17 protein-coding genes and 5 pseudogenes are annotated in these 19,358 nt (G+C 31.4%); 18 read left to right on the forward strand and 4 right to left on the reverse strand.

The window, feature by feature from the left end; genetic code table 11:
* The first annotated feature begins 11 nt into the window (after nt 1-11).
* The 5 genes and pseudogenes from ACZ76X_RS18355 to ACZ76X_RS18375 all read left to right on the forward strand — a co-directional run.
* The gene (locus ACZ76X_RS18355) at nt 12-968 is read left to right on the forward strand and encodes a hypothetical protein (protein ID WP_479851283.1); all 957 of its coding nucleotides are present in this window, start codon (nt 12-14) and stop codon (nt 966-968) included.
* Nucleotides 969-981: 13 nt separating this feature from the next.
* Nucleotides 982-1,230: a hypothetical protein gene (locus ACZ76X_RS18360; protein ID WP_326043061.1), complete on the forward strand. Its 249-nt coding sequence runs from the start codon at nt 982-984 to the stop codon at nt 1,228-1,230.
* A gap of 69 nt (nt 1,231-1,299) precedes the next feature.
* Nucleotides 1,300-1,797 (forward strand): phage holin family protein, encoded by a 498-nt coding sequence (locus ACZ76X_RS18365; protein ID WP_479851284.1) that lies wholly within the window; start codon nt 1,300-1,302, stop codon nt 1,795-1,797.
* A gap of 77 nt (nt 1,798-1,874) precedes the next feature.
* Nucleotides 1,875-2,909: an N-acetylmuramoyl-L-alanine amidase gene (locus ACZ76X_RS18370; protein WP_098346248.1), complete on the forward strand. Its 1,035-nt coding sequence runs from the start codon at nt 1,875-1,877 to the stop codon at nt 2,907-2,909.
* A gap of 563 nt (nt 2,910-3,472) precedes the next feature.
* Nucleotides 3,473-3,727: pseudogene (locus ACZ76X_RS18375) on the forward strand (restriction endonuclease); the annotation flags it as partial.
* A gap of 198 nt (nt 3,728-3,925) precedes the next feature.
* On the opposite strand, the pseudogene ACZ76X_RS18380 reads toward ACZ76X_RS18375, so the two are convergent.
* A pseudogene (locus tag ACZ76X_RS18380) lies at nt 3,926-5,343 on the reverse strand (right-handed parallel beta-helix repeat-containing protein).
* Nucleotides 5,344-6,136: 793 nt separating this feature from the next.
* Between ACZ76X_RS18380 and ACZ76X_RS18385 the strand changes: the two are divergent.
* Nucleotides 6,137-7,210, forward strand: coding sequence for a response regulator aspartate phosphatase (locus ACZ76X_RS18385; RefSeq protein WP_479851285.1), 1,074 nt, complete (start codon nt 6,137-6,139; stop codon nt 7,208-7,210).
* Nucleotides 7,207-7,332: an aspartate phosphatase gene (locus ACZ76X_RS18390; RefSeq protein ID WP_332282339.1), complete on the forward strand. Its 126-nt coding sequence runs from the start codon at nt 7,207-7,209 to the stop codon at nt 7,330-7,332. The genes ACZ76X_RS18385 and ACZ76X_RS18390 overlap by 4 nt, the downstream gene beginning before the upstream one ends.
* A gap of 162 nt (nt 7,333-7,494) precedes the next feature.
* Here the strand turns inward: ACZ76X_RS18390 and ACZ76X_RS18395 are convergent.
* Both ACZ76X_RS18395 and ACZ76X_RS18400 read right to left on the reverse strand, forming a co-directional pair.
* Nucleotides 7,495-7,695: pseudogene (locus tag ACZ76X_RS18395) on the reverse strand (Y-family DNA polymerase); the annotation flags it as partial.
* A gap of 13 nt (nt 7,696-7,708) precedes the next feature.
* Nucleotides 7,709-8,074, reverse strand: a pseudogene (locus tag ACZ76X_RS18400) (IS6 family transposase); the annotation flags it as partial.
* Between the two features lie 186 nt (nt 8,075-8,260).
* Here ACZ76X_RS18400 and ACZ76X_RS18405 point away from each other — a divergent pair.
* The 7 genes from ACZ76X_RS18405 to ACZ76X_RS18435 all read left to right on the forward strand — a co-directional run bounded on the left by ACZ76X_RS18405 (nt 8,261) and on the right by ACZ76X_RS18435 (nt 13,556).
* Nucleotides 8,261-8,863, forward strand: coding sequence for a 2OG-Fe(II) oxygenase family protein (locus ACZ76X_RS18405; RefSeq protein WP_479851286.1), 603 nt, complete (start codon nt 8,261-8,263; stop codon nt 8,861-8,863).
* A gap of 45 nt (nt 8,864-8,908) precedes the next feature.
* Complete coding sequence (locus ACZ76X_RS18410) at nt 8,909-9,049, forward strand: hypothetical protein (RefSeq protein WP_479851287.1); 141 nt, start codon at nt 8,909-8,911, stop codon at nt 9,047-9,049.
* Nucleotides 9,050-9,159: 110 nt separating this feature from the next.
* Complete coding sequence (locus ACZ76X_RS18415; RefSeq protein ID WP_479851288.1) at nt 9,160-9,780, forward strand: DUF6445 family protein; 621 nt, start codon at nt 9,160-9,162, stop codon at nt 9,778-9,780.
* 24 nt (nt 9,781-9,804) lie between these two features.
* Nucleotides 9,805-10,410: a DUF6445 family protein gene (locus ACZ76X_RS18420; RefSeq protein WP_479851289.1), complete on the forward strand. Its 606-nt coding sequence runs from the start codon at nt 9,805-9,807 to the stop codon at nt 10,408-10,410.
* 20 nt (nt 10,411-10,430) lie between these two features.
* A complete protein-coding gene (locus ACZ76X_RS18425; RefSeq protein WP_479851290.1) occupies nt 10,431-11,093 on the forward strand; it encodes a pentapeptide repeat-containing protein in 663 nt (220 codons plus the stop codon).
* Complete coding sequence (locus ACZ76X_RS18430) at nt 11,090-12,268, forward strand: spermidine synthase (protein WP_479851291.1); 1,179 nt, start codon at nt 11,090-11,092, stop codon at nt 12,266-12,268. The genes ACZ76X_RS18425 and ACZ76X_RS18430 overlap by 4 nt, the downstream gene beginning before the upstream one ends.
* Before the next feature lie 85 nt (nt 12,269-12,353).
* Nucleotides 12,354-13,556 (forward strand): MFS transporter, encoded by a 1,203-nt coding sequence (locus ACZ76X_RS18435; RefSeq protein ID WP_479851292.1) that lies wholly within the window; start codon nt 12,354-12,356, stop codon nt 13,554-13,556.
* Nucleotides 13,557-13,787: 231 nt separating this feature from the next.
* On the opposite strand, the pseudogene ACZ76X_RS18440 reads toward ACZ76X_RS18435, so the two are convergent.
* A pseudogene (locus tag ACZ76X_RS18440) lies at nt 13,788-14,087 on the reverse strand (DDE-type integrase/transposase/recombinase); the annotation flags it as partial.
* A gap of 11 nt (nt 14,088-14,098) precedes the next feature.
* Between ACZ76X_RS18440 and ACZ76X_RS18445 the strand changes: the two are divergent.
* From ACZ76X_RS18445 to ACZ76X_RS18460, 4 genes are all read left to right on the forward strand, one after another.
* The gene (locus ACZ76X_RS18445; RefSeq protein WP_479851293.1) at nt 14,099-14,545 is read left to right on the forward strand and encodes a hypothetical protein; all 447 of its coding nucleotides are present in this window, start codon (nt 14,099-14,101) and stop codon (nt 14,543-14,545) included.
* Nucleotides 14,545-14,973: an SMI1/KNR4 family protein gene (locus ACZ76X_RS18450; protein ID WP_479851294.1), complete on the forward strand. Its 429-nt coding sequence runs from the start codon at nt 14,545-14,547 to the stop codon at nt 14,971-14,973. The genes ACZ76X_RS18445 and ACZ76X_RS18450 overlap by 1 nt, the downstream gene beginning before the upstream one ends.
* Nucleotides 14,974-15,512: 539 nt before the next feature.
* Nucleotides 15,513-17,912 carry an AAA family ATPase gene (locus ACZ76X_RS18455; RefSeq protein WP_479851295.1) on the forward strand — a complete coding sequence of 800 codons (2,400 nt, stop codon included), beginning with the start codon at nt 15,513-15,515 and terminating at the stop codon, nt 17,910-17,912.
* Between the two features lie 14 nt (nt 17,913-17,926).
* Nucleotides 17,927-19,246 carry an McrC family protein gene (locus tag ACZ76X_RS18460; RefSeq protein ID WP_479851296.1) on the forward strand — a complete coding sequence of 440 codons (1,320 nt, stop codon included), beginning with the start codon at nt 17,927-17,929 and terminating at the stop codon, nt 19,244-19,246.
* Nucleotides 19,247-19,358: the final 112 nt, after the last annotated feature.

Raw genomic sequence — 19,358 nt, forward strand, 5'->3', positions numbered from 1 at the left:
GAACATGTAAAATGACAAATAAAATTTGTAAGTTACACAGACTAGAGCGAAGAGAAGTCTTTATGAAGATTATCGATGAAATAAAAAAGGCTGGATGGCAGCAATTAAATGCTGATAAACCATCAAAAGATAAGATTTATGTCATGTACTCAAGTGGTAACGATGGTACCAAACCTATTTACATAGAATTGCGTCCATTTGATACAAATACCTCAAGTGAAAATTTAGTAAACAGTACTTCTTATGATGGTTTAGATATAAGAACTTCCGATAAGTATATGACAGATGGTAGCTTCCGGTTGATTAATGGATATGATGAAGTAAATGGTATAGGGAAAGGCAGTACTAATGTTTATCCATTAGCTTTTCATCAAGGGAAAGCTAATGGTGCAAATTCAGTAACCCATTTAACCTATTCCAGATTGATGGTAGATTTATACTTATATGTTGATAAAGAAACTGTTATTTATTGTGTTTATGAAAATGATGATAACTTTCCAAATCGAAAAAAGAAAACTGTAATAGGATTTTTGGGCCTTCCAAGTGAATGCTACCAGCAAGAAGTATTTTCACAAGCTTATGGTTCATCACCATTTAGTGTAATGGTAAGTGCTGGTTCTAATTGGTCTGGCAATAATGCATTAACAACAGATAGATCCAGATTTAATTGGTATGGAAATGGTACGAATGCAATTGTTAATACTTTCTTTTGGGAGAAAGCTTTTTTGAAATTTCCAACTCCGGAAGGTAATATGATATTTACACCTCTTTACATGGGTGATGGCACGGATGGATTAAGAGCAAAGTTTGATGGTTTTTATATATATAGGGGTTCAAATTATGTATATGGTGACATTGTTGAAATTACTCAAGGTGAAGAAGTGCAAAAGTATAAAATATTTAACACTTCTTACCCTAATGTATGGGGTTCATTTAGTGATACCAATATTGCTTTACGAATAGAATAAGGCTGGTAATTTCATGACGATACAGAGCGTAATACTTCAACCGGAAACCCAATATCAAACAGCATCACGTACAATACAAACGCGTAAAGGAACAAAACTAGAAATCCGTAATATGTTTCTCACAGGAGTTAGGCAAACAGCTATACGGCAAGGTGTTATGGTTAACTTTTCCCAAAACGAAAATCAAACTACTGAAAAAGAAGTAATGAAACCGCCACGTACTGAACCACTAGAATATGCGTGGAAGAAAATGAACATATAACTTTATCGAAATCAAGCGTGTAGCAGCAGGCTTTTTTATTTTGGCCAAAATTTGAAAGGAGGTGAGAACTTGGAAAGAATTCAAGAACTCATTAAGGCATTGAATATATCTGATGTCATTACAAGTACTCAATTTAAAGTAGGTGGTGCTATAGGCGGTGGATTAGGAACAATAATTAATTTGCTATATGGTAAAGTGAATTTGATTTGGATCGGGATTTACTGCTGGATTATTATGCTGGACTGGATTACTGGTAGTAAAGCTTCAAAGTTAGATGGAACATACAGCAGCCAATATGGAATTGAGGGCATCACGAGAACCGTGGTGCTTTTATCATTACCGGCTCTTGCACATTTATTTGATATCGCTCTGAAACTACCGGATTTCTTTTTCTTCATGGTAGTGGGCGGATTAAGCTATCACATTTTCAATAGTTTTGCTGCAAACTGTGCGCGTATCGGTTGGGAAAGATGGATCCCTGCGTGGTTGTTAGAAAGTGTAGCATCCGAAATTCAAGCAAAAATCCAAAGGTCTGATGCGAGAAAAGAAAAACAGAAAAACAAATAAAACTATACGCCTTACATAAGGAGAGCATTGTCAAAAGACGGTGCTCTTTTTATTTGGGCAAAAGGGGAAAATACACAATGAAAAAACCATTGAAACTATTTAGTTCATTATTCATGACTCTATTACTCTTATTTTCGTTCGCTACGGCTTCTTTTGCCGATAGAATACTAATTATCCAAGACTTGCCGAAACAAGCGTACCGAAACGGTGTAGGCGCATATGAGGGCGTTGTAGCACATAGTACAGCAACACCAGAAGCGCCAGCAATTAATATTCAAAGGTATGAGTCTCGTACATGGCGTTCTGCTTTTGTTCATTATGCAGTAGATTGGGATGAAACTATTCAAATCGCAGATACAAAATATATCGCTTACGGTGCTGGACCAGCTGCAAATAAGAGATTTGTTCATGTGGAGTTATGTGAGACTAGTAATCCATCGAAGTTTAAACTTGCTTATGAAAAATATGTAAAGTTATTAGCAAAAATTCTTCGTGATCGAAATATTGATGTAGATAAAGGGCTCTGGACTCATAATGATGTGCAGCAATATTTAGGAGGAACAACTCATACAGACCCACTTGACTATTTAAGAAGTCATAATATTTCTGAAAGGCAATTTCGTGCAGATGTAAAGAAAGCATATTATGGGAATGATGTAAAGGTTACTATGAAACCAGCTGAAGAGGTTCAAAAAGATATGTCAGTTGTATATATTGAAGGTTATAATATTAACCTTCGTCTTGGACCATCCACAAATCATAGTATTATTCGTAAATTACAGAAGGGTGAAACATACAGAGTATGGGATAAAAAGGGAGATTGGCTTAATTTAGGAGGGGAACAATGGATTTATTATGATTCTTCATATATTCACTTGAATCGAGAAGAGACTGTTAAAAAGAGTCGATTGGTTTCTAAAGTAAATGATTTAAGATTTTATTCCAAACCTTCTTGGTCTGATGAAGATGTATACGGTACAGTGCAAAGTGGACTAGGTTTTTCTATTGATCAGAAGGTAATGGTTAGTGGTTCTTGGCAATATAAAGTCCATAATAGTAACGGTCAAACATTCTATATTACTGCAAATGAAAACTTTATTAAAGTGGAGTGAAAAATAATAATGGATAAGCAATGAAAAGAATACCTACACTTCACCCACAAATATAGAATAAGAAAGGATTTCATTTGAAGAAGAATGTTAGTTTAATTTTAATATATATTGAAAGCTTTTGATAAGTAAAGATATATTCCGCACGCAAGTTAACAAATGGGAACTTGTGTGCGGAATATATGTCTCTATACTAAGATTCACAAATCCTTGACGCACAACGTGTTGAGGTTTATTTATTTTATGGGTAAAATGTTTTTATTTGAAAGTAGAGTAATTCATCCACAAAACATTCATAAAAGTATTTTGATAAGGCTGCTTTGACAATCCCCCTAAAGAGGGAAGCTGTTTAACATCAGTGGGATTCTTGCTATCAAAGACGAAGTCCAGTTCTCGTATTGCTGACGTGCAAGATTGCGGTATTCCATCACCACTCTTAAGACAGACCGTTTAGGTACTATCACCATACCGTAAAGTTCGTTGTGTCCATATGTTTTAGCGTCATGTTCTTGACGACACATATCATTTTACTGATAGCATGAGTTCGGCTATGCAACTCCATGTGTTATATTATTCAGGTGAAATATTTGTGTAGCGACATGTCCTATAAAACAATTGCCCTGGTGCATAATCATATTGCAAAAAGAGGGGCAAGAGGTGGTTATATTGTATTGGCAGGTGGCTTTTCGAAAAATGCAAGGCTGTATGCTGAAGAACTAAATGTACAGTTAATTGATAGATTGAGATTGGCTGAAATGTATATGGAGTCTATTGAGGGACATCCGTTACCTCAATACGTGCTAAACCCAGCTAGTAATTAACTAGCTGGGTCTTTTTCTTGTACCTCGTATCAATCATTAACCCTATAATCGAATGTTGTTGCTAACCAAAATGCTTGTCTACTTGAGAATAAAAATTACCAGTTATCTAATTACTCATTTGATTTTGGCTTATATTTAATTTCTGTCTTATAGGGGAGAGATACTGGGCGGAAATAGAGAAGTTTTAGTAGATTTGTTTTATTTTGAATTTAGTTTGAACGGAGAGAATAATTTGCTAAATACACTATGTTGTTCATTTCCTTCTTGACTCATACTTGCTTGATAAGGTGAAAATTCTTTATACGTTTTTCTTTTCCATTGCCATAAGCCATTACTCTGATCAAACTCACCATAGTATTGATTGTAATCAAGTTTGTTTCCTGTATTTTTACTAAATTTATTGCTAATAAAAATAAGGCTATTACTTGCATAGATTTGGTTATTGGTAATTAAATTATTACGGGTATCATAATTTAATTCGATTTGGCCACTCTCTCGATCTTTTGTATCATTTTTATATATAACATTGTTCGTAATTGTGTTATTTTCCGCATATCCTTGCTGACTGTCATAACCACCAATTGCAATGCCACTCATGATATTATGGGATATCGTATTGTCCCTAACAGTAATACGGCTTGCGCTTTTCCTGCATGTTCGCTAGCTACTTCAATACCGAGGTCGTTTTCATAGCTTTGATTTTGCTCAGTGATAACATCCTTCCCACCATCTACGTAAATGCCATCAGCTGAATATTCATTATAACTCGTATTATTGATGGATGAATTGTGATGGACAATGTTATTACGAACAACTCCATTCTGTGCCTGATCTAAAGCGGCTACTGGAGATACGCCTTCATGTCCAATCAGAACAATTCCAATGTTGTTGTTATCATGTACTTTGTTATTGGTAACTTCAAAAGAATCTACATTCCCATTCACAGCAATTGCTTCACTCAATCCTAATTTCAAATTTGCTACTTCGTTATTATCGATGACAATATGATTTAAATTATTCTGTGCACTAGATGAAGTATCGTATACAGCAATGCCGTGTGCATTTCCATTCTTTACATTTGCTTCAATGTGATGAATATAATTATTTCTAATCTCGATATTACTTCCTGTTCCAGTAATATAAATACCAATAGGGGTTTCATTAACTTTTGTTGATTTTAAATTGCGAAACTCTAATCCTTTTACCTGGATATAATTTTTGTCCTCTATTGTAAATAACCCATCATCCTCTAACTTGACTGTGGAACCATCAAGGATTACTTTTTCGTCTTGGTAATTTTGAAAAGTAATAGGTGCTCCTGAGGCACCAGAATGAGTTGTACGAACCTTTTGGTTATAAATCCCGCCTCTTATGTAGATTATACTTCCTTCTTTTGCGACATTAGCAGCTTTTTGAATGGTAGCAAAAGGTCGATCTAATGTGCCGGGATTGAGGTTGTTACCTGTTGGAGATACATAGTAATTTATAACAGAATTTTCATTGTTATTGGATTGTGCAAAGGTTGGTACTGGAAGTGTGAAAATTAACATACTGAGAGAAAACATGAAGATAAAAAGAGATTTTTTTAATGAGGGGAATATTTCTTGATAGTTCATCATTTTCTTCCTCCTTTTTATTAGCATTCCTTTTCAACTATATAATTCAAACTGACGATTTATATCTTGTACTAATAAAAAAGACTGAGTAATGTATTCTAGATCAAGATACACCAACTCGTATGATCTACGTCTTTTATCAGAAACTGAATTGTTAATAGCTCATGGTTTTTCGTATAAAATCAAATCATATATACGTGTACTTAAAGAAATATGGATATTAAAATCGGTAGACGAGGGATTGAGGGATACTGATACTAATTTTAAGGAAAGTTATTCAAAATATGTTTTCTATTCAATTAAAGCTTACTTGTGTATCATGTTAACTGTTGTACTAATTGGATGGGTAAGATTAACAGATAATTATTTAAAGTGGGGTATTTTCGAGGTAGATGGATTTCATATGTCATCAGTTTTTATGCTTTTGATAGCTGTGTTTATCGTGTTTAAATCGGTGAGAGATTATTTCTTTCAACATTTCGTTAAGATACGAAAGAAACATCTTGTTATGGCAATAGGTAAATCTATTTTTCTTGGGATTGGATTGCAAATATCATTTAGTTTTGTCGCTAATTTTATAAATGCATTCAATCCCAAACGTTATAGCATATCCCTTGTAAAAAATTTGTGAAATATTATGTATAGCATACTTTTATTTGAAACTTTATTAAATCAGAAATTAAAACGGTTTAATATAAGTATTCGAAAAAAGTTTATCAAGTTTTAATATTCAAAAAATGATTTATATAAACAAGTATGTTGTGGTAACATTTAACAAAAGGGGGTAGCGTATATGAATGTTGAAATTATTTCTAAAGAAGAAATCACAAAATTATTAAACGACTGGTATCAAGCTATAATTTCACAACGTGTATTACAGTCTAATAAAATAAAAGAAGAGATTGCAGATAAAATCAATAATATTAAGGAAGACCAAACAATATTAGTCTACTATGCTTTATTGAATGCGCGGTATAATCTGTTAATTCGTGATATGGATAGTTCAAAAGATATTTTGGATAAAATTGAGCCATTACAAGAGCCTACAGAAACATTTTTAGAGTACTATCATCATTTATTTAAAGCAATTTATGCTACTAATACAGCAAACCATAGTGAAGCAAGAATACAATTTGAAGAAGCTGAAAAGTATTTAGAGTACATGCATGATGAAATCGAAAAAGCTGAATTTAATTATTGGCTTGCAGTTCATTACTATCACATATTGAAACCAATCCTAGCAGTTCAATTTGCTACGAAGGCAAATGAAGTATTTTCAATTAGTCCAGGTTATGAATTAAAAACTGCTGCTTGTTTGAATACTTTAGGGATGGCACACACTCGCTTAAGTGATTTCGAAAGTGCAGAAGAATATTTACTTTCAGCATTGGGTACTTTCCAAAAATCTAATGATGAAAGTCTTATTAAACGTGTAAAGCACAATTTAGGTCTTTTATATGCAAGTCAAAACATGTCAGAGTTAGCAATTAAGCATTTAGAGGAATCACTAGAAAACAACGCTAAAACGATGTTTCTTTTAGCAAGAGAACATTTTAAGTTAGGTCACAATCATAATGCTAATGAATATATTGAGAATGGATATAAGATTAGTGACTTATGTTATCGTCATCATTTTCAAATTTTAAAAGCATTACATAACTATGCACCACAAGAAGAATTAGAAAAGGTGGTCATGGAAGGTATTTCGTATTTTGAAAGAGAAGAATTATATGATTGGGTAAAAGAATATGCTTATCTTTTAGGTAACATATTCTATGATTCAGAAAATCACGAAAAAGCCAGCAAGTATTTACACATCGCTTTAGATGCAGACAAAAAGAGTATAGAAAGAAGGGCGCTAAAATGAAAAAAGCAATCTTATTAATGATGATGTTATCTGCTGTTTTTACTTTTGGTCTTACTAATGTAAACGACGTATCACAAAATGAAACTATTCAAGTGTTTATGGATCATGGAGAGCATATTTAATTATCTAAAAAAAGAGGGAGCTGCGAGCACCCTCTTTTTTAATTATGAACATATTGATTTAGAAATAACATAAGTAGCAGTAGGAATGAAAAATATAAGGGATAATGTTCCATAGTACCAAATACGGTCTGATTTACATTCTTAAATACAAAAACATACATTCTTCTTTACATGCAATGCTTTTAAGGGTGGAGTTGCGGCTAGAACGATTGAACCGCTTCTATTTACATCACCGACTACTGCTAACTTTGTATGCATAGGGTCTAATCCCATTTTGATGCAACTTACTGAAGCATAAAAACTTCATAAAACTACACATAAGATGATTTTATTCGTTAGGATTGAATAGTCAAACGCTGTGATTGCCCTTCATAAAAGAGCGTATGCTTTTCATAAACATATAGGCGGCTTGATGATTTCTTGTTTTACGAAGTTGGATATCCAAGGTGTACCCTTCTTGATCAATCGCACGATAGAGATAACACCAATCTCCTTTAACTTTGATGTAGGTTTCATCTAAATGCCATACGAAATGTGCTGATTTATTTTTCTTCTTCCAATTTTGATAAATCAAATTTCCATATTCATGAACCCAACGCATGATTGTTGTTGGCTGAACGGAAACTCCATGCTCTTCCAGTATTTCAGATACATTACGATAACTTAAAGAAAAACGGCAATAATAGCCGACGGCTACCAAAATAATATCTTTCTTGAACTGTTTCCTTTTAAAATATCTTATGCATCATGCCCCCTGAATCATTTTTCTTACATTTTAATTTCGCTTAGAAAACCCCATAACAAAACCTGTATTTTCCTTTTGACCCATTTTATTACAAAAAATGTTTACAAATGGTTATTTCTGTAATAAAATGTTTAATAACGAATATTTAGAATTTTTATTCTTTTAAAAGGAGGAGGCCTAATCATGGGTGCTTATATTAATTACGAAGATGTAAATGTATTTAAAGACCCATATTTACATTTTCATTCCCCAAAATTTTACAATGATGAAATATTTAATTTATTAGAGAAATGGATAAAAACAACAGATATATTTGTGGATATAGAAGGTGGATTTTATAAACAGTCCATGTCGCCTATATCAAAGAATAATACTCCTCCAGAGCTTCATTTTTTATTTACTGATAGTTTCAGAAGCGAAATATTAAAATTTGTAGAATCATACTTTAATACTTCTTTTAATGACGCGTTTTATATTACTATTCATAAGTTAATTCCAGGTCAGTTTACAGATATTCATAATGATTATCATGAGAATCCTCATTCATTAAAGTATGGTTTTACACATCGAATAATTACATATATAGATAGTGAGTGGTCAATAGAAGATAATGGATTGTTAAATATTTATAGTCATTCAGAACCTAATAGCTTCGTCCACAATTTCCATCCTACTGGGAACTCGGCTTCTGGATTAGAATTTAGTCAATCATCATTCCATGAAGTTTCTCCGGTTCAAAATAAAGATAGGTTCACTATTAATTACACTTTTTTATCTAAAAAATGAATATAAATTTAGGGATAGTTGGGTATAAGAAAGGAGGGGATATTAATGGCAGACAAATTAAATGGTCTTGAGGAATTTGATACGGAGATGTTTGAAATGCATTCTCCTAACAATATGCAGTCTACAGGAAATAGTGCTGAACTTTCTGACGAAGAACAAAAAGAAATTGACAATGCATTCATTTAAGTAACTAGAATCAAAAAAATCAATAAATAAGTAGCTTTCCTCTTTTAAAAGGGGGACTAGCTCAATTATTCAACTATCCCTAACTTTATATTCATAGGAGTTAATAAATTATGAACTTAGATAAAGATATCTTTATTGTAGATGACTTTTATAATAATCCAGATGCTATAAGAGAATTAGCACTATCAGCTAACTATCCTAAATTTGATGCCAAAAGGAATTTTCCTGGACAAGAAAGTGAAAAAAGTTACTATACTGATAGACATACAGAAGAATTTGAGAATATTTTAAACAAAAAAATATCAGTTGAACCTGATAAGTTTATTTATGGTAAATTTAGATATTCTCTAGTGGATGATGATGCTCGAACTAAGATACATTTAGATTGGAATGTTGACTGGACGGCTATAGTTTATCTAAGCCTAAATGAAAACATAAAAGGAAATCTAGGTATCTATAGAATGAAAGAATTAAATCTAGATGAGAGCCCAAGTAATTTTGTTTTAAAAGAGAAATTTAGTTGCGATAATATCAAAGATTTTGATGCTAAATACGTTATGCCTATTTCTAAAAACCTTAATAAATGGGATATAATATATGAGATTCCAATTAAATACAATCGTTTAGTCTTGTTTAAAGGATCAAAATATTTCCATGCGATAACAGAACAATTTGGAAATAGCATTGAAGATGGTCGGATTACACAAAATTTTTTCTTTAATGAACTTTAACTTATATTTTTCTAAGGAGATATTATGGGTAAAAAAATATATATAATTGACGATTTTTATACTAATCCAGATGTTATAAGGGAATTGGCGATAAATGCTGATTACAATAGTGGTGCAAAATATAATTATCCAGGCTATCACAGTTCTAAAATGTATGCTAATAAAGACGTGTTAAAGAATAGATTTGAAGAAATTATAAAAAAAGAAATAAGAGTAGAGCCTAATCTTTTTGGGAGTTTTCGAATAATGACTAAACATTCTTCTGTTAAGACAAACGTTCATCTAGATTTAAAAAATTGGGCTGGCTTGGTATTCTTAACCCCTGATCCTAATCTAGATTGTGGACTAGGTATCTTCCGTCATAAAGATACAAATTTTAGTAGTAAACCTGATAATTGGGAATGCAGAAAATTAGGATATGAGGATTTTCAGGAATTTGAAGGTGAAGTTATTCACAAAGATAAATCAAATCTTGATAAATGGGAAATGTTAACGTATGTAGAGCCTAAATATAATAGGCTAGCTTTAATAAGAGGGGATTTATTATTTCACGCAGGTATGAACGGTTTCGGTGAGAATATAGAAAACTCAAGAATTACACATAATTTTTTCTTTGATGAGAAAATGTGAAAATGAGAGGGGGAGAGAGAATGAATTCATTAATTGAAAATATCAGAGAAAATTATGCACCGGGTTTAAAAGGAGCTTTCTACTTAACCTTCCAAAAATATGAAAGTGAAGGTAATGAAAACGAACATGGGGTTTTTCTGAATTTCAAAGGATTAAATGAATTAAATCAAAAAGTTAAAGATGTTCTTTATCTAGTTACATGCAATTCAGATAATTTAATAAAACAAGATTTGAATAAAGCTGTTTTAAGTGAGGTTAATTATATAGATTGTATAGATTTTTGGGATTTTTTAAGGAGAAAGGCATTTAATACCGATTTATCATATATAAAAATTCCTGGTTCGGACTTACAAAAAGCCAATTTAACCAACACTAATCTCAGCTTTTCTGATTTTTCAGGTGCAAATTTAAAAAAAGCCAATTTGGAAAATAGTATTATTCGTTTTAGTAGCTTTGAACGAGCTAATTTATCGTCTACTAACCTACACCGAGTAGATTTTAGCTCATCCGATTTGAGAAGATGTGATTTAACTCATAGTGATGCTCGTGATACTAATTTTAGTCAAGTAGCTTTAAGGGGAGCTGAATTATGGGGTTCCTTGCTCTGGAATTCTAATTTTACAGATAGTTTTCAAAAAGGAGTAGATATGAGTAGAGGCGATTATCGAGGTGACACAAGGTGAATTCTTCCAATTTTTTATACAGCGATAATACTTTCTTCTTAAATTCACCACAGTCTCTTTTAAAAAATGATTCGATATATACAGGAAACCAACCTGATGACTTTGGACTGGCTGGATATATATCAAATGGTAACAAGGTCCTAATTTTGGGACTAGGATTTGGTTCAGCAATACGATCTGTATTGAGCACTTTACCAGAAGCTGAAATTACAGTGGTTGACATCAATCCTAATATTATACGCGCTTGTAAAGGAATATATGAATATTTATTTCCTAATATAAATATAGAATATATTAATGGTGATGCCCGAGATATAAAAACAATAGTAAAAGGGAAATTTGATTTAATTTGCGTAGATGTATATACAGAAGATGGTTGCCCCGAATTTATGTGTGGCGCCAATTTTTGGTTGGAAATAAAATCTGTACTCCATGAAAAAGGTATGATAATAACTAATACATGGGGGCTTCCTACACACTTAAACCCATTAGATGGTGAATTACATCAAAATTTTATATTAAAAAACTTATTTTCAATTTTTCAATCTAATTATTTATTACCTTTCAGAAGAAATATTACAGTTATTTCAAGTGAAGAAAAACAATTATCTATAAAAAAGCCAAACATACCGGTAGTAAGTAATGAAGATAAAACAATTATAACCTATTTGAAATACAAATTATCAAATGTAAAGAGAATAACTAATGAGTATTTAAAAAGTGAATTAGAAAATAATAATTTAAAGCATCGTAGCGTAGATAAAGAAATGGAAGTTAGACATCTTCATTGGATGCATTCTTATTCTAAGTTAATTAATGAATTAAGTGGAATAAATGTAGAAAAACAAAATTTAAGCAATTTGATAAAAAATGAATTAGTTGCTAAAAAATTAACTATCAAGTTATTAGAGCAAAATTCCTATTCAATTGATATAGTTCCGAATTTTATGGGATCTCTAGCTTTTGAAAACGATAATGAAATTGCTTGGTATTTAGATTGGATCATTCATGACTATAAAAAGCTGTTTGTACTAAATAAATATTGGTTTGTAAATGTTGCTTTATGTCAATTTTTCTCAATAATTTCAAATCCTTTTTATAATATGAAAAATAAATATACTAATGAAATACAGGAAATCTTCAGCTTTCTTGAGAATAATTTAGAATCAAATTAGATAATAAGTTATCAAAACAAAAGTAAAAAACTATGCTATGCGCCTTTTAGCTAATTCCTAAATAAAATTAGAGAGGTTTTTAGTTTTGAAAATTAAATTGATTTTTTTTTACATAATCGGTATGGGCTTTTCCAATATTGGTAAATGGATGTATTTGATCGCAATCAACCTTAAGATATTATCAATAACAAATTCCCCGTATGCTATTGCTATATTTTATATAATAGTCCCAGCAGCAAGGTTATTAACTAATCTCTGGAGCGGTAGTATCATAGATTCACATAACAAGAAAACAATTTTAGTAAGTGTTGACATTTTCAGGTTTTTAATTGTTTTCTTGATATTTTTCACAGGAGATATTTTGTTAATTTATTTCCTTACACTTATTATGGGAATAGGGACATCTTTTTTTACCCCAGCAGCGAATGTGTTTATAGTAAACAATATTGAGCAAAAGGACAGAAACAGATTTAATGCTATTATGGGTACAGTAAATTCAGGAGCTATGCTAACTGGTCCTGCATTAGCAGGTATTATAGTTGCATCTACTAGTGTAAACATATGTATATTAATAACTAGTATATTATTTTTGGTTTGTGCAATATGTATATCCATCATTCCTAACAATGAAAATATAAATTCGAAATTAACAAATGAAAATAAAAAGCCATTTGTCTTAAATGATTTTCATTATGTAATGTCTTTTTTTAGAGATAATAAACAATTAATGATGTTATTTATTCTTTTCTATTCTGCAACGCTTATCTGTTATGCCCTAGATTCACAAGAAGCAACCTATATTAAATTTCATTTAGAATCTACAAATGAAGAATATGGTTTTTTAGTAACAATCGCCGGAATTGGCTCTATATTAGGATCTATTTTTAATGTATATACACATAAAAAAATTTCTTTAAAGCATTACATTGGTTTAGGTAGTATATTAGGTGCTATAGGATATATGCTATTCTACGTATCTTCTAATATATATATGGCCGGGATCAGTTTCTTAATGATTGGGGTTTTCTTGACGTTTGCTTCAATTGGATTCACAACTTTTTTCCAAAACAATGTTCCAGTAGAAAAAATGGGTAGAGTCGGGACGATATCCGATTTAATTCAAGGTGTGATACAAATAGTATTAACCTTAGTACTTGGGTACTTATCAGAAATATTTTCACTTCAATTTATCACAGTTATATTTGCAGGGATTGGTATAATTAGTTCTGTAATTTTATATAGTTGTCTAATAAGAGTGTCAGCAGAAATAAGTATCGATTTAAACTAGTAATTGAATTAATCCCATCCATTTCTTAAAAATGATGGAAGTGAAGTGAGTTTTATTATAGTGTTAACTATAGTACTTATCTTTTCTGTGGTATTAGAAAAAGGAAATGCAAACAAAACAACTGATTAAAGGTCGTTTTGTTTGCATTTTTTAGTTGGCTATTAAAGCGGTTCTGGTGCAAAGATTGCATTTATTTGAAAGAGGTATATAGATTCCTAATAGAATCTATTCTTATGCAGCAATTCCAAATAGTTGATGAATAAACTTCATTTGATTTTGGACAGACTTGTCCCGTAAAATAAGTTGGCCTTTTTTAATGATATGCATCGCTTCTATTCCTGAAAGAATAGATTTAGCTGTACGAAAAGATTTCAATTCTAACATTGAACGAACTCTCTTTTTAATAAAACGATGATCTTGCTCTACAATGTTATTAAGGTATTTTACCCGCCTTATTTGGATGCCTACAGGCATCTTTTTCTCTATCTTCAACTCTTCAATCGCTATAGGATAGGCCAAGTTTTTATCTATTAGGCGTAAAGATGTCAGCTAGTGCTGTTAAAACTATAAAGGGTGCTGAGTCGAATTATGTGCTTTTTAATAAAACGCATATACAATCAATGCCTAAACCAAAAGGGAAAGGTCCAAATGGAGGAAGGTTACAATCTCATCACGGTTTACAAGGGAAATGGGCGGAAGCAAATTTAAGTCAATATGGATATGATCCAAAACTTGCACCAACAGTGACGATTGAAACGGGAAAGGGGTTACCACATACTATTATTACTAATGCGCAGAACTTGAGACGTGATGAACGTGTAGGTTTAGGAAATGGAAAATGGGGTTCTTCTTTACAAGAGGAATTAAAGAATATAGTTTCTGATTTTGAAAAAGCGGGATTTTCTAAAGAAACTATTAGAGGAACTTTAGAACAACAATATAGAATGCTTGATAAGTTAAAAGTAAAATATAAAAGGATTGAGTATTAATGAGTATACTTGAGAACTTAAATGCAGTTTTCACTTTAGAAACACAAGAACCTCCAGCAACTAAAGAAACGATTCAAGAATTACAAGGTTTTTCATCAATAGATGTTCCCTCAGATTATCTAGAGATAATTCAACATTGTACAGAAGCGGAGATTAATGTAAATAATGAAATATATATCCGTATTTGGAGTCCAGCGGGTTGTATAGAGATGAATGAAGCTCATAATATCCAAAAATATATACCTAACTCACTTGCAATTGGTGATGATGAAGGTGGGAAAGTGCTATTATATGCAAATGGAAAAGAAGGATTCGGATTGTATATGGTGAATTTTGGAGATTTAGATATCGAAGAGGCAATTAAAATATCACCTTCTTTGAAACTGTTATTAATGGATGGAGTAGGTGTAGAAAAGTTATTGTTATAATTTTAAGGACATAGAATACCACTGTATGCTGAAAAGGTAACGTTAAAGCATGTCTTATAAAACTTTATACAGAAAATAAAAAGAACCTATATGAGGTTCTTTTTATTTTGTTAATAATTATTTGTGTTATGCCTTGTAAAGGGGTAATGACATAACTTTTTTAGTATTTCATTATGTTAAATAGTTTCACCATGTGCATATTGAACAAAATCTACTTTTTCTTTTGATACAGATTGTAAGTTTGTAGTGTTACTGAAGCTGAAAGATAAAAAACCTGTGACAATAGCAAAAATTAATAGAGATTTTTTCATTATTTTAAAGCTCCTTTCTCTGAAGCTTTTTTATCAGCTTCATTTATCATCTGAAACCGAATTGTAAATAATTCATGGGTTTTTAACAAAAAATCATTTTAATATATTTCATAAGAGTAGTATAAACAAATGATACAATAATGGAATAAGAGAGAAATTCATTTGTAATTATTTTTATGATAAAGGCAATATAATACTCAGTTTAGTTAGAATGGAGTCGGAATTTTTATGGAACAGAAATTTGCTGTTTTTTCAAATACAATAGGGGAATATGAAATCTTTGTAAAATCCCAAACAATTTATTGGCCTAGATCACTTACTAAACTTACAAAGTCTCAAAGCGATAACGGAAATGTAAAAGAAGAAGTGGTTGGGGATAGGGTTTACCTGGTAACAGGAGCTTCTATTCGTGATTATATATTCGAAGATTTAAAGGGAAAAGTTACATCTTCGCCAATGATTACACATATGGGAGTTGTTAGAGAAATTATAGAAAATCCGATTATTTGTTACAGGTATAAACATAGCAATAAAAACAGAAAAAGGGACACTGTTATGTTACCCTTTCAAATGTTTGAAATTCTTAAGGGATTTAAGAGATATCTAGATGAAGATTTTACAAGTGAGAACTTGGCTGAGATAGAACGGATTTTAAAAGTTGGAGTAATTATTGAAGAATTACAGAGGGAAGAAAAAATAACGTTTGAGCGTGCCTATGAAATAGGAGGTGTTTATTATATTGGTGATAAAAAAGGTAATTTATTTATTTTAGATAAAGATTTTACACCTGTTTCGCGACAAAGTGCAAATGTTGAGAGGGCAAAAAAAGTACAGATGATGCCGGATAAGAATTCCTTAATAGCCATTCGAGAGGCATGTAATGAAGCTGGATTAAAAGGTGAAGAAGTGATTCAACACTTAGGTACGTGGCAAGGGGAACAGTACATGAAAATTGATATTACAGATAGCTTGTTTAAACCTGTCGAGTATAAGCAGGGGCTTTTGCAAGGAATTTCAACGAGATTGCTGACAGATGGAGATGATGGTTCACTAGTATCTCAATTGTACAATATGGTAACTAAACAGCAAAAAACAAATTCATCACAAAGGGGGAGTAAGGGCGTGAAATTTGCAAAAAATCAAATTTTTTATGGACCACCTGGAACAGGTAAAACGTATAATACGGTTTTATACGCAGTTGCTATTTGTGATAAAAAAAGTATTGAATCATTAAAAGAAATGCCTTATAAAGACGTACTGAGTCGTTATGAAATATTAAAAAAAGAAGGAAGAGTTGCTTTTACAACATTTCATCAATCGTACGGATATGAAGAATTTATTGAAGGAATAAAACCGGTAATTAATCAACAAGATGAAGATTCCATATCAGATTTAAAATATGAATATACTTCTGGGGTATTTAAAAAGTTTTGTGAAGAGGCTAAAAAGGTTAGAGTACAAGCACCTTCCTTAAAGATACGTAAGCACCCTGTTGTGTGGAATGTACTTCTTGAAGGGACGGGACAAACTAAACTCAAAGAAGAATGTTTTCAGAATGATTATATTAAGATTGGATGGGCTAAGAAGGATAAACTCATCACTGAACAAACCGATAATTTAAATGATAAAGTACGTAGAATTCTGCTGAATTTTCAGGAGGAAATGCAAAAAGAAGATATTGTATTTATTCAAGGAAGTAACACTACCATTGATGCAATTGGAATTATTGACGGCCCTTATGAATTTGATGAGTCCGATAAAAAATATCCAAGGAAAAGAAAAGTGAAGTGGATTGCTACTAATATTAATGAAGAAGTATATGCCCTAAACAAGAATACAAAATTGGATAGGAAAACTGTATATCCATTAAGAAAGATGGATATTGAAGGGGTAATTAACTTAATAGAAAAGTATACGAGTACTAAAGAGATTAATGTAGAAAAAAATATTGATCCATACGTCTTTATAATCGATGAAATTAACAGAGGGAACATTTCAAAAATATTTGGAGAGTTAATTACACTGATTGAGTCAACAAAGAGAATTGGAGCATCAGAACAGGCTACTGCACTTTTACCGTACACAGGGGAGGAGTTTGGGGTCCCTAATAACGTACATATTCTTGGGACAATGAACACAGCAGATAGATCTATTTCTTTAATGGATACAGCATTAAGGAGAAGATTTAAATTCATTGAGATGATGCCCGACATTAAAATACTTAAAGAACTAGGTATTCTCGAAATAGAAGGAATTGATGTTCCAGCCATCTTAAAAGTGATGAATGAAAGAATAGAATTCCTGTATGATAGAGAGCATACAATTGGACATGCCTTTTTTACTCCTTTGGTTGGAGAAGAAAAGCAATCTATACACAATTTAGCACAAATATTTTTAAATGATATTATACCATTATTACAAGAGTATTTTTATGAAGACTATAGCAAGATCCAGCTAGTACTTGGGGATAATGCCAAAACAGATAATATAAATAAATTTGTTTTAGATACAGAAGTTAAACTGAAGAATATATTTAAAGGAAATCCAGATATTGATTTACCAGAAAAGAAATATGAAATTCAGACAGAAGCTTTTTATAGGGCAGATAGCTATAAACAAATCTATTAAAGCATGGTGAAGAAATGAATAAGTTATTAGAGGTTTGTGAATTCGATTCAATAACCTGCAATAAGGATTATGAAAATAATGACTCTTATAAGTATTTAAATGAGGAGACTTTTCAAGAGTTAGAAAAATTTATATTGACCTTAAATGTGAACGAAGAAACAAGTTCAGCAAATTTTCTAAGAATAAGTATGCGGAGAAATGTTGGGAAAATAATTCAAGCAAGGAATTATGTTGGATTAATTCAGATGAAGAATGGTTTTCAGGTTCAAATTCTTCCCAAGATTACAAATAGTGGACTTGAGGATACAAAGAAAACATTTCTAAGAATGATCCGAAGTATGAAAGACTTTCCCAGTAAGATTTTTAATGATGCTAATCTAAACGTAGATAAAATGAACCTGTATGAGCTTTTTATTAATATGTATATCCAGGAAGTAAGAGAATTAATAAAAAAAGGTATTCGCTCATCGTACTTTCCTGTAGTAAATAATGTAAATTATTTTAAAGGGAAGTTAATAATTCAGGAACAAATCAAGAAAAATCAAGTACATAAAGAACGATTCTATGTGGAGTATGACGAGTATGGAATAAACCGACCAGAAAATCGATTAATCAAGTCAACATTATTAAAATTACAAAAGCTATCTAATAGTGCAGCCAATATAAAAAGAATTAGGCAGTTGCTTCCTAATTTTGAAAAGATAAAACCTTCAATTAATTATAAAAAGGATTTTTCAAAAGTAGTTATTGATAGGAACACAAAAGATTATAAAACGCTAATGCAGTGGTCTAAAGTTTTCTTGATAAATCAGAGCTTTACGACCTTTTCTGGAGAGACAAATGCTAGAGCGCTATTGTTTCCGATGGAAAAAGTTTTTGAAGCATATGTTGCTAGAAACCTAAAACAAGTATTAAGTGATCTTATGTGGGAAGTATCAATTCAGGATAAGGGGTACTATTTGTTTAATAGTCCTAAAAGGTTTGCATTAAGACCAGATATTGTTATTATACGTGAAGATGGTAGTAGGGTAATATTAGACACGAAGTGGAAAAAGCTAGTTGATAATCCAAATAGAAATTATGGTATATCACAAGCTGATATGTATCAAATGTATGCTTACTCAAAGAAATATGAGGCATCAGAAATATGTCTATTATACCCGTTAAATGAGGGAATGAAGGATACTGATATTAATTATAAATCGTATAAAGACGAGGTACTCGAATTAAAAGTAAAAGTTTTCTTAGTTGATTTAACCAATATTCAAGAAAGTCTTAGTGTGCTGAAAAAGCATTTAATAAATGGTAGAAATGAAGTACGGTGTCTGAAGTAACAAGGAAAAGTTAAAAATAGCATTGAAATATATTGTTTTCTAGGAAATAGTTAAAGTTCAAAGTGTGATTTAGGTAGTTTTTGAACACGTGTTACGCTGGCCACGGCCATGT

It is taken from the genome of Bacillus sp. BC05(2025), from assembly GCF_056725905.1.